The organism is Pseudomonas sp. zjy_15 (genome assembly GCF_043101865.1).
GTDB classification, from domain to species: Bacteria; Pseudomonadota; Gammaproteobacteria; order Pseudomonadales; family Pseudomonadaceae; genus Aquipseudomonas; species Aquipseudomonas putida_Y.
This window is the reverse complement of record NZ_JBICII010000088.1, coordinates 23,768-34,685: the sequence shown is the minus strand read 5'-3', so window position 1 is coordinate 34,685 and position 10,918 is coordinate 23,768. Positions and strand designations below refer to the sequence as shown.

At 61.6% G+C, this 10,918-nt stretch carries 9 protein-coding genes; 8 read left to right on the top strand and 1 reads right to left on the bottom strand.

Going from position 1 to position 10,918, the window contains the following annotated elements:
- Positions 1 to 202: 202 nt before the first annotated feature.
- The 3 genes from ACF8EF_RS15910 to ACF8EF_RS15900 are packed head-to-tail and all read left to right on the top strand — an operon-like array spanning position 203 to position 3,765.
- Positions 203 to 862 carry a paraquat-inducible protein A gene (locus ACF8EF_RS15910; RefSeq protein WP_209968147.1) on the top strand — a complete coding sequence of 220 codons (660 nt, stop codon included), beginning with the start codon at positions 203 to 205 and terminating at the stop codon, positions 860 to 862.
- Complete coding sequence (locus tag ACF8EF_RS15905) at positions 849 to 1,472, top strand: paraquat-inducible protein A (protein ID WP_176685736.1); 624 nt, start codon at positions 849 to 851, stop codon at positions 1,470 to 1,472. Before ACF8EF_RS15910 ends, ACF8EF_RS15905 begins: the two co-directional genes overlap by 14 nt.
- A complete protein-coding gene (locus ACF8EF_RS15900) occupies positions 1,465 to 3,765 on the top strand; it encodes an MlaD family protein (protein WP_392461582.1) in 2,301 nt (766 codons plus the stop codon). The genes ACF8EF_RS15905 and ACF8EF_RS15900 overlap by 8 nt, the downstream gene beginning before the upstream one ends.
- Before the next feature lie 247 nt (positions 3,766 to 4,012).
- Here the strand turns inward: ACF8EF_RS15900 and rpsT are convergent, their stop codons facing one another.
- A complete protein-coding gene (gene rpsT / locus ACF8EF_RS15895) occupies positions 4,013 to 4,291 on the bottom strand; it encodes a 30S ribosomal protein S20 (protein ID WP_003247625.1) in 279 nt (92 codons plus the stop codon).
- Between the two features lie 250 nt (positions 4,292 to 4,541).
- Here rpsT and murJ point away from each other — a divergent pair, with 250 nt between their 5' ends.
- The 5 genes from murJ (at position 4,542) to fkpB (ending at position 10,915) form a co-directional block, all read left to right on the top strand.
- A complete protein-coding gene (murJ, locus tag ACF8EF_RS15890) occupies positions 4,542 to 6,080 on the top strand; it encodes a murein biosynthesis integral membrane protein MurJ (RefSeq protein WP_129933645.1) in 1,539 nt (512 codons plus the stop codon).
- A gap of 118 nt (positions 6,081 to 6,198) precedes the next feature.
- Complete coding sequence (gene ribF / locus ACF8EF_RS15885; protein WP_010951868.1) at positions 6,199 to 7,149, top strand: bifunctional riboflavin kinase/FAD synthetase; 951 nt, start codon at positions 6,199 to 6,201, stop codon at positions 7,147 to 7,149.
- The gene (ileS, locus tag ACF8EF_RS15880) at positions 7,146 to 9,977 is read left to right on the top strand and encodes an isoleucine--tRNA ligase (protein WP_392529177.1); all 2,832 of its coding nucleotides are present in this window, start codon (positions 7,146 to 7,148) and stop codon (positions 9,975 to 9,977) included. The genes ribF and ileS overlap by 4 nt, the downstream gene beginning before the upstream one ends.
- On the top strand, positions 9,970 to 10,485 hold the full coding sequence (gene lspA / locus ACF8EF_RS15875) for a signal peptidase II (RefSeq protein WP_176685739.1): 516 nt from the start codon (positions 9,970 to 9,972) through the stop codon (positions 10,483 to 10,485). Before ileS ends, lspA begins: the two co-directional genes overlap by 8 nt.
- Positions 10,478 to 10,915, top strand: a complete 438-nt coding sequence (gene fkpB, locus ACF8EF_RS15870) for an FKBP-type peptidyl-prolyl cis-trans isomerase (RefSeq protein WP_010951871.1) — start codon at positions 10,478 to 10,480, stop codon at positions 10,913 to 10,915. Before lspA ends, fkpB begins: the two co-directional genes overlap by 8 nt.
- The last annotated feature ends 3 nt before the right edge of the window (positions 10,916 to 10,918 follow it).

Here is a 10,918-nt window from a genome sequence, read left to right as displayed (position 1 = left end):
AAAAAATCTGGCCCTGCTCGAATCCCGGGAGCAGGCAGCTTCGTAGATGGCGCCGGCGTTGCCGGTGTTCGCGGGTAAACCCGTTCCTACAGGGAAGGGTGCAACGCCAGGCAGGGGCGCATACCCTCCAGGCCAACGTCGCCTCCCATAATTCGAGCCAGAACACTAGAATAGCCCCCACGCACCTATTCAGAAGCGCCCTATGTCCAATTCTGTCGAACCTGAAACCCTGGCCCAGCTGCCGTTGGACGAGCTTGTCGCCTGCCATGAATGCGACCTGCTGCTGCGCAAGCCAGTGCTGCAGCACGATGAGAAGGCCCAATGCCCGCGCTGCGGCTACGAGCTCTATGCCCACCGGCACAATGTGGTCAATCGCAGCCTGGCCCTGGTACTGGCAGCCCTTTTGCTGTTCGTGCCGGCCAATTTTCTGCCGATCATGCAGTTGCATCTGCTTGGTCAGACTTCGGACGATACCGTCTGGAGTGGCGTGCTCGGCTTGTACAACTCGGGAATGCGCGGTGTTGCCGTGGTGGTGTTGCTCTGCAGCATGGTCATTCCACTGGCGAAACTGCTCTGCCAACTGGCCGTCCTGTTGAGCATCCGCCTGAACTTCGGGCGTGACTACGGCCTGGTCTTCTACCGCATCTATCACCACCTGCGTGACTGGGGCATGCTCGAGGTCTATTTCATGGGGGTGCTGGTGGCCATCGTCAAACTGGTGGATCTGGCCGAACTCACCGTGGGCCTGGGGCTGTTCTGTTTCATCAGTCTGTTATTGATCCAGGTGTGGCTCGAGGTGGTGATGTCGCCCCACCAGATCTGGAGTGCGTTATCAGGGGAGGACCTGCATGCGGGCGATTGACGCAGGCATTCTTGTCTGCAATGAGTGTCACGAACTGAACAGGCGAGAGGACGGCAGTACTTCGCAAACCTGCACACGCTGCGGCGCTATTGTGCATGCACGCCGGCCGAACAGTATCGTGCGAACATGGGCGTTGCTGATTGCGGCGTCGATCCTTTACATCCCGGCCAACATACTGCCGATCATGACCGTGAGTACCCTCGGTCAGGGCAGTCCGGACACCATCATGTCCGGTGTCATCACCCTGCTCAAGCACGGCATGGTGCCCATTGCGGCTGTGGTGTTCATTGCCAGTATCCTGGTCCCCACCTTCAAGCTGGTGGGCATCGGCCTGCTGTTGTACTCCGTTCAGCGGCGGCAACCGCTTTCAGCCCGACAGCGGATATTGATGTACCGCTTCATCGAATTCATTGGGCGCTGGTCCATGCTGGACATCTTCGTCATTGCCATCCTGGTGGCAGTGGTGAATTTTGGCCGAATAGCCAGTGTCGAAGCCAACCTGGGCGCTGTCGCCTTCGCAACTGTGGTGATCCTGACAATGCTTGCCGCTTTAACTTTCGATCCCCGACTGATTTGGGATAACACGGAGTCGGATGACGACCATGAGTGACCTGCCAACGGCTAAAACCCGCCCAGCCTCGAACTGGTCGGCCATCTGGATCCTGCCTTTGATTGCACTGATGATCGGTGGCTGGCTCGCGTGGCAGGCCTACCGCGACGCTGGCGTGGAAATTGAAGTCCGCTTCGAGTCGGGAGAGGGTATCGTCGCCAACAAGACCGAGGTCATCTACAAGGGGATGCCAGTTGGCAAGGTGAAAAGCCTGGTGCTCGACGCCAAGGGCGACACGCAGGGGGTGATCGCCACCATCGAGATGAACAAAGCCGCCGAGCCCCATCTGAACAAAGGCACGCGTTTCTGGCTGGTGAAGCCGAGTGTCAGTCTGGCCGGTATATCTGGCCTTGAAACACTGGTGTCGGGTAACTACATCGCCGTTAGTCCGGGGGAGGGGGAGCGTACCAAGCGCTTCATTGCATTGGAGGTGGCGCCACCGCTCTCGGACTCGGAACCAGGCCTGCACCTGACCCTCAAGGCCGACAGGCTGGGCTCGCTCAACCGGGACAGCCCGGTGTTCTACAAGCAGATTCAGGTTGGCCGGGTGAAAAGCTACCGCCTGTCCGAGGACCAGAGCACCGTAGAGGTGAAAGTCTTCATCGAGCCGGCCTACGCCAGCCTGGTGCGTAAGCACACGCGTTTCTGGAACGCCAGCGGTGTCAGCATCGATGCTTCACTTTCGGGTGTGAAAGTGCGCAGTGAGTCGTTGTCGAGCATTGTGGCGGGTGGTATCGCCTTCGCCACGCCGGAGTACCGCAAGGACAGCCCACCCACCGATCCGAGCCTGCCGTTCCGCCTGTACGAGGACTTCGATGCCGCCCAGGCGGGTATCCGGGTAAAAGTGAAGCTGAACGATTATGAGGGGCTGCAGGCGGGTCGCACGCCCGTCATGTACAAAGGCATCCAGGTGGGCTCGCTGAAAGCCCTGAAGATGGAAGACAACCTGGCCAGCGCTTCGGCTGAGCTGACACTCGACCCGCTGGCCGAGGACTACCTGGTAGAGGGGACGCAGTTCTGGGTGGTCAAGCCGTCGATTTCCCTGGCGGGAATCACTGGCCTGGAAGCGCTGGTCAAAGGTAACTACATCGCCATTCGTCCAGGTGAGAAGGGCGCACGGCCAGAGCGTGAGTTCGAGGCGCGTGCCAAGGCGCCGCCGCTCGACCTCAAGGCGCCGGGCCTGCACATGGTGTTGTTCGCCGACACCTTGGGTTCGCTGGAAATCGGCAGCCCGGTGATGTATCGCCAGGTGAAGGTGGGTAGCGTGCAGAGCTATCAGTTCGCCCGTAACAGCAGCCGCATCCTGATCGGTGTGCATATCGAGAAGGAGTACGAGACGCTGGTCAATGGTTCGTCGCGCTTCTGGAATGTCAGTGGGATCACCCTGACCGGCGGCCTGTCGGGCATCAAGATCAAGAGTGAGTCGCTGCAAACACTGATGGCCGGCGGTATTGCGTTCGATACGCCACGGCCCGATGTACCGCTGAAGCGACACATTCCACGCTTCCGCCTGCATGACAGCCAGGAAGCGGTAAACCGTGCGGGTACGTTGATCACCATCCGTGTAGAGCGTGCCGATGGCCTGAAGCCGGGCACGGCCATCCGCTTCCGCGGCCTGGATGTGGGCAGTATCGAGAGCGTCGACCTCACCGATGACCTGCAGGCGGTGCTGCTGCGGGCGCGGATTACCGAAGCGGCGGATCGTATTGCCCGTGCCGGTACGCAGTTCTGGGTGGTCAAGCCGGCCCTGGGCCTGGTGCGCACTGAAAACCTCGACACCTTGATTGGTGGGCAGTACCTGGAAGTGCAGCCTGCAGCGAAGAACCGTGGGCCACAGCGCGACTTCATCGCTTTGGCCGACGCCCCGCAGGTAGCAGGGCCAGAGGTTGGCCTACCATTGACGCTCAGTGCGCCACGCCGCGGCTCGATCAAGCCGGGTGTGCCGGTTACTTATCGTGAGGTCAAGGTGGGCAAGGTGACAGGCTTCGAGCTGGGCCAGAGCGCTGACCGCGTGCTGATTCATATCCTCATCGAGCCGCGCTATGCCGCCTTGGTGCGCAGCGGTAGCCGCTTCTGGAACAGCAGTGGTTTCGGTTTCGACTGGGGGCTGTTCAAGGGGGCTACAGTGCATACCGAGTCGGTGGAAACCCTGATCGATGGCGGTATCGCCTTCGCAACGCCAGATGGCGAGCAGATGGGTAACCCGGCACGGCCGCGGCAGACCTTTGCCTTGTTCGACAAGGCCGAGGATGAATGGCTGCAGTGGGCACCGAAGATTCAGATTGCCAAGTGATTTAAAAGTAGGGCCGCCAAGCGCGGCCCCGCTTTTTTGTGGGAGCGGCCTTGCGTCGCGAAAGGGGCGCGTAGCGGCCCCTCGGTTTCAGCGCAGAAGCTGAGATTGCCGGGGCTGCTCCGCGGCCCTTTCGCGACACAAGGCCGCTCCCACAGAGATCGAGTCCCACATGGAGCTGTGCCTGCAAGCATAAATCGCAGGCAACAAAAAGCCGACCCTAGGGTCGGCTTTTCGACTTGCACGTCGCTTAGGCAGCTGCAGCTTCTTTCAGCGCCTTGATGTGGCCATTCAGACGGCCTTTGTGACGAGCAGCCTTGTTCTTGTGGATGATACCCTTGTCGGCCATACGGTCGATTACAGGTACAGCCAGAACGTAAGCGGCTTGCGCTTTTTCGGCGTCTTTTGCGTCGATGGCTTTGACTACATTCTTGATGTAGGTGCGAACCATGGAACGCAGGCTGGCGTTGTGGCTGCGACGCTTCTCAGCCTGTTTTGCACGTTTCTTGGCGGAAGGTGTGTTGGCCACCGTCGAGCTCCTCGAAAGACTTTAGGTAAATAGCAAACAAAATAGGCCGCGAATCATGCCGATCAGTCGAGCGGATGTCAAGGCCACCTGCAAGGTTCCGCCGAGCGGTGCGCCAACAGGTAGGAAAGATTCCTTTCTGCTGCGCGACCTGTACACTCGGGAATTTTTGGCTCCCCTGCGAAGGCGCGGGAGTATCGCACATTCGGACGCTGTCTGGCAGCGTCCTCTGTCATTGGCGTGAATCTTTTCGATGAACCTGCTCAAATCCCTGGCTGCAGTAAGCTCGATCACCATGATTTCGCGGGTGCTGGGCTTTGTTCGCGACACCATCCTGGCCCGTATCTTCGGTGCTGGTGTCGCTACCGACGCCTTCTTCATCGCGTTCAAACTGCCCAACCTGTTGCGGCGCATCTTCGCCGAAGGTGCATTCTCCCAGGCCTTCGTGCCGATTCTGGCCGAGTACAAGACCCAGCAGGGCGAGGAGGCGACGCGAACCTTCATTGCCTATGTCAGCGGCCTTCTGACCCTGGTGCTGGCCCTGGTGACCGCCATCGGCATCCTCGCTGCACCGTGGGTGGTGTGGGCGACTGCCCCGGGTTTTGTCGACAGCACCGAAAAATACGAGCTGACCACCGACCTGTTGCGGGTGACGTTTCCTTATATATTCCTGATCTCGCTGTCTTCCCTGGCCGGCGCGATCCTCAATACCTGGAACCGCTTTTCGGTGCCGGCCTTTACGCCCACCCTGCTGAACGTGGCGATGATCGCCTTCGCCGTGTTGCTGACGCCGTACTTCAACCCGCCAATCATGGCGTTGGCCTGGGGCGTGCTGGCGGGTGGCCTGGCGCAGTTGCTGTACCAGCTGCCAGCGCTGAAGAAGATCGGCATGCTCGTGCTGCCGCGTCTGAATCTCAAGGACGCAGGTGTGTGGCGGGTACTGAAGCAGATGCTGCCGGCGATCCTGGGGGTGTCGGTGAGCCAGATCTCGCTGATCATCAACACCATCTTTGCCTCCTTCCTGGTGGCCGGCTCGGTGTCGTGGATGTACTACGCCGACCGCCTCATGGAGCTGCCTTCGGGCGTGCTGGGCGTGGCCCTGGGCACCATCCTGCTGCCCACCCTGGCCAAGACCTACGCCAACAAGGATCGCGAGGAGTACTCGCGGATTCTCGACTGGGGCCTGCGCCTGTGCTTCTTGCTGGTGCTGCCCTGCACACTGGCTTTGGCCATTCTTGCCGAACCGCTGACCGTTGCTTTGTTTCAATATGGCAAGTTCAGCGCGTTTGATGCGGCAATGACCCAGCGAGCGCTGATCGCCTATTCCGTGGGCTTGCTGGCGATCATTCTGATCAAGGTACTGGCACCTGGCTTCTACGCGCAGCAGAATATCCGCACGCCGGTGAAGATCGCAGTCTTTACCCTGGTCTGCACCCAGCTGTTCAACCTTGCCCTGGTCGGCCCGCTTGCACATGCCGGCCTGGCATTGGCGATCAGCCTCGGTGCCTGCCTGAATGCCGGTTTGCTGTTCTGGAAGCTGCGCAGTCAGCAGCTGTTCGAGCCTCAGCCAGGCTGGGCAGTGTTCCTGCTCAAGCTTGTGTTGGCGGTGGCACTGATGTCGGCAGTACTGCTGGCGGGCATGCATTATATGCCGGCCTGGGAGCAGGGCATCATGCTTGAGCGCTTCCTGCGGCTTGGGGCGCTGATCCTGGCGGGTGTCGTGACGTATTTTGGCTGCCTGTACCTGTGCGGCTTCCGGCCCCGGCATTTCGCTCGCAAGGCCTTGCACTGAGGCTTTGGGCGGGTCAGGCGTCGGTTTTTCGCATTCCACGCCGCCCTTGGGCGCTGCTGCCTGTCACCAGCGCCCGGGTGTGGTTATAATCGGCCACTTTATGAGCAAGAAGCGCGTTATGCAGCTGGTTCGAGGTCTTCACAACCTGCGCCCCGAGCACCGGGGCTGTGTCGCCACCATTGGCAACTTCGACGGGGTTCACCGCGGCCACCAGGCAATCCTGGCGCGCCTGCGCGAGCGCGGTCAGGCCTTGGGCCTGCCGACCTGCGTGGTGATCTTCGAACCGCAACCACGCGAGTACTTCGCACCCGATACCGCGCCGGCACGCCTGGCTCGGCTGCGCGACAAGATCGAGCTGCTGGCGACCGAAGGCATCGACCGGGTGCTGTGCCTGGCGTTCAACCAGCGTCTGAGCAAGCTCAGCGCCGATGCCTTCGTCAAGGCCATTCTGGTCGACGGTCTGGGCGTGCGTCATCTCGAAGTGGGCGATGACTTCCGCTTCGGCTGCGATCGCGCTGGCGACTTCGCTTTCCTGGTCGAGGCCGGCAACGCGTACGGCTTTACCGTCGAGGCCGCCAACACGGTCATCCAGGATGGCCTGCGGGTCAGCAGCACCGAAGTGCGCAAGGCCTTGTCCGAGGGCGACTTCGAGCTGGCCGAACACCTGCTGGGCCGCCCGTACCGCATTACAGGCCGCGTGCTGCACGGCCAGAAGCTGGCCCGCCAGCTCGGCACACCAACCGCCAACATCCAGCTCAAGCGCCGCCGCGTGCCGCTGTCCGGGGTATACCTGGCCAGCATCGTGATCGACGGCAAAGCTTGGCCGGGTGTCGGCAATATCGGCGTGCGCCCCACCGTTGCCGGTGATGGGCGCCCGCACCTGGAGATTCATCTTCTGGACTTTGCCGGCGATCTTTACGGCCGGCGCCTGACGGTGGAGTTCCACCACAAGCTGCGTGAAGAGCAGCGATTCGCCTCCCTGGAGGCGCTGAAGTCGGCGATCGATGCGGATATCGCCGCCGCACGTGCACATTGGCACGCTCAACCGCTAACGAAGAGCCTGAAATGACCGACTACAAAGCCACGCTTAACCTTCCGGACACCGCCTTCCCCATGAAGGCCGGCCTGCCTCAGCGCGAACCGCAGATCCTGCAGCGCTGGGACAGCATTGGCCTGTACCAGAAGCTGCGCGAAATTGGCAAGGATCGTCCCAAGTTCGTCCTGCACGACGGCCCGCCCTATGCCAACGGCAAGATTCATATCGGTCATGCGTTGAACAAGATCCTCAAGGACATGATCGTCCGTTCCAAGACCCTGGCCGGCTTCGATGCGCCGTACGTGCCAGGCTGGGACTGCCACGGCCTGCCGATCGAGCACAAGGTCGAGGTTACCCACGGCAAGCACCTTTCCGCTTATCGTACCCGCGAGCTGTGCCGCGAGTACGCTGCCGACCAGATCGAAGGGCAGAAGACCGAGTTCATCCGCCTGGGCGTACTGGGTGACTGGGACAACCCATACAAGACCATGAACTTCGCCAACGAGGCCGGTGAAATCCGCGCCTTGGCCGAAATGGTCAAGCAAGGCTTCGTGTTCAAGGGCCTGAAGCCGGTGAACTGGTGCTTTGACTGCGGTTCGGCGCTGGCTGAAGCGGAAGTCGAGTACGCCGATAAGAAGTCGCAGACCATCGACGTGGCCTTCCCGGTTGCCGATGACGCCAAGCTCGCCGCCGCCTTCGGCCTGGCCTCGCTGGCCAAGCCGGCCGCCATCGTGATCTGGACCACCACCCCGTGGACCATCCCGGCCAACCAGGCCCTGAATATCCACCCGGAGTTCACGTACGCCCTGGTCGACACCGGCGAGCGCCTGCTGGTGCTGGCTGAAGAGCTGGTCGAGTCGTGCCTGAAACGCTACAACCTGGAAGGCTCGGTCCTGGCCACCGCCCAAGGTTCGGCGCTGGAACTGATCAACTTCCGCCATCCCTTCTACGATCGCCTGTCGCCAATCTACCTGGCCGACTACGTCGAGCTGGGCGCCGGTACCGGCGTGGTGCATTCCTCGCCAGCCTACGGTGAAGACGACTTCGTCACCTGCAAGCGCTACGGCATGGTCAATGACGACATCCTCACCCCGGTGCAGAGCAACGGCGTGTATGTCGATTCGCTGCCCTTCTTCGGTGGCCAGTTCATCTGGAAGGCCAACCCGGCCATCGTCGAGAAGCTGAGCGAAGTCGGTGCGCTGATGCACACCGAAACCATCAGCCACAGCTACATGCACTGCTGGCGCCACAAGACCCCGCTGATCTACCGCGCCACCGCGCAGTGGTTCGTGGGCATGGACAAGCAGCCGACCACCGGCGAGCCGCTGCGTGAGCGTGCGCTTAAAGCCATCGAAGACACCAAGTTCGTTCCGGCCTGGGGCCAGGCGCGCCTGCACGCGATGATCGCCAACCGCCCGGACTGGTGCATCTCGCGTCAGCGCAACTGGGGTGTGCCGATCCCGTTCTTCCTGCACAAGCAGACCGGCGAGCTGCATCCACGCACTGTCGAGCTGATGGAGGAAGTGGCCAAGCGTGTCGAGCAGCAAGGCATCGAGGCCTGGTTCAAGCTGGACGCCGCTGAACTGCTGGGTGCTGAAGCCGACCAGTACGACAAGATCGCCGACACCCTCGACGTGTGGTTCGACTCGGGCACCACCCACTGGCATGTGCTGCGTGGCTCGCACGACATTGGCCACACTACCGGCCCGCGCGCCGACCTGTACCTGGAAGGTTCGGACCAGCACCGCGGCTGGTTCCACTCTTCCTTGCTGACCGGTTGTGCCATCGATAACCATGCGCCATATCGCGAGCTGCTGACCCACGGCTTCACCGTGGATGAAAACGGCCGCAAGATGTCCAAGTCGCTGGGCAACACCATCGAACCGGAGAAGGTCAACAACACCCTGGGTGCCGATATCCTGCGCCTGTGGGTTTCGGCCACCGACTATTCCGGTGAAATGGCGGTTTCCGAGCAGATCCTGCAGCGCAGTGCCGACGCCTACCGGCGTATCCGCAATACCGCACGCTTCCTGCTGTCCAACCTGTCCGGCTTCGACCCGGCCCGCGACCTGCTGGCCCCGGAAGACATGCTGGCGCTGGACCGCTGGGCCGTGGACCGTACCCTGCTGCTACAACGCGAGCTGGAAGAGCACTACAGTGAGTACCGTTTCTGGAACGTCTACTCCAAAGTGCACAACTTCTGCGTACAGGAGCTGGGCGGCTTCTACCTCGACATCATCAAGGACCGCCAGTACACCACCGGCGCCAACAGTGTCGCCCGCCGTTCCTGCCAGACTGCGCTGTACCACATCAGCGAAGCGCTGGTGCGCTGGATCGCGCCGATCCTGGCATTCACCGCCGACGAAATCTGGCAGTACCTGCCGGGCGAGCGCAACGAGTCGGTGATGCTCAACGGCTGGTACGAAGGCCTGAGCGAGCTGCCGGAAGGCACCGAGCTGGGCCGCGCTTACTGGGACCGCGTGATGGCGGTGAAGGCATCGGTGAACAAAGAGCTGGAAAACCAGCGTACCGCCAAGGTCATTGGTGGCAACCTGCAGGCTGAAGTTACCCTGTACGCCGACGAAGGCCTGAGTGCCGACCTGGGCAAGCTCGGCGACGAGCTGCGCTTCGTGCTGATCACCTCGGCCGCCAGCGTGGTGCCATTCGCACAGGCGCCGGCCGAAGCCGTAGCCACTGAGGTCGAAGGCCTCAAGCTGAAAGTGGTCAAGTCCGGCCACACCAAGTGCGGCCGTTGCTGGCACTTCCGCGCCGATGTTGGCAGCCACCCGGAACACCCGGAAATCTGCGGCCGTTGCGTCGACAACCTGACCGGCTCGGGTGAGGTACGCCACTATGCCTAACCCTGCAGCGGGGCGCTTCGGGCGCCTTGCATGGCTGTGGCTGAGCTTGCTGGTCCTGGTCGTCGACCAGGCCACCAAGCTGTACTTCAACAACACCCTGACCATGTACCAGCAGATCGTGGTCATTCCTGACTACTTCAGCTGGACCCTGGCCTACAACACCGGTGCTGCGTTCAGCTTCCTGGCTGACGGTGCGGGTTGGCAGCGCTGGTTGTTCGCCCTGATCGCCGTGGTGGTCAGCGCGGTGCTGGTGGTGTGGCTCAAGCGCCTGGGGCGCAACGAGACCTGGCTGGCCGTGGCGCTGGCGCTGGTGCTGGGTGGGGCGATTGGCAACCTGTACGACCGCATCGTGCTGGGCCATGTGGTCGACTTCATCCTGGTGCACTGGCAGAACCGCCATTACTTCCCGGCCTTCAACGTGGCCGACAGCGCCATCACCGTTGGTGCGGTGATGCTGGCGCTGGATATGTTCAAGAGCAAGAAGTCTGAGGATCCGGTCCATGACTGACACCCGTATCGGCCAGAACACCGAAGTCACCCTGCACTTCGCGCTGCACCTGGAAAATGGCGATACCGTCGACAGCACGTTCGATAAAGCCCCGGCCACCTTCAAAGTGGGTGATGGCAACCTGCTGCCGGGCTTTGAAAACGCCCTGTTCGGCTTCAAGGCTGGTGACAAGCGCACCGTGGCAGTGGCCCCGGAGAACGCCTTCGGACAGCCTAACCCGCAGAACGTGCAGGTCATGCCGAGGTCCAACTTCGAAGGCATGGAGTTGTCCGAAGGGCTGCTGATCATCTTCAACGACGCCGCCAACACCGAGCTGCCGGGTGTGGTCAAAGCGTTCGATGACGACCAGGTCACCATCGACTTCAATCACCCACTGGCTGGCAAGACCCTGACCTTCGAGGTGGAGATCCTCGAGGTGAAGGCCCTGTAAGCC

What these genes read in the sequence shown, in the direction of transcription:
- ACF8EF_RS15910 (WP_209968147.1), top strand. Translation starts at nt 203, where the DNA reads ATGTCCAATTCTGTCGAACCTGAAACCCTGGCCCAGCTGCCGTTGGAC.
- ACF8EF_RS15905 (WP_176685736.1), top strand. Translation starts at nt 849, where the DNA reads ATGCGGGCGATTGACGCAGGCATTCTTGTCTGCAATGAGTGTCACGAA.
- ACF8EF_RS15900 (WP_392461582.1), top strand. Translation starts at nt 1,465, where the DNA reads ATGAGTGACCTGCCAACGGCTAAAACCCGCCCAGCCTCGAACTGGTCG.
- murJ (WP_129933645.1), top strand. Translation starts at nt 4,542, where the DNA reads ATGAACCTGCTCAAATCCCTGGCTGCAGTAAGCTCGATCACCATGATT.
- ribF (WP_010951868.1), top strand. Translation starts at nt 6,199, where the DNA reads ATGCAGCTGGTTCGAGGTCTTCACAACCTGCGCCCCGAGCACCGGGGC.
- ileS (WP_392529177.1), top strand. Translation starts at nt 7,146, where the DNA reads ATGACCGACTACAAAGCCACGCTTAACCTTCCGGACACCGCCTTCCCC.
- lspA (WP_176685739.1), top strand. Translation starts at nt 9,970, where the DNA reads ATGCCTAACCCTGCAGCGGGGCGCTTCGGGCGCCTTGCATGGCTGTGG.
- fkpB (WP_010951871.1), top strand. Translation starts at nt 10,478, where the DNA reads ATGACTGACACCCGTATCGGCCAGAACACCGAAGTCACCCTGCACTTC.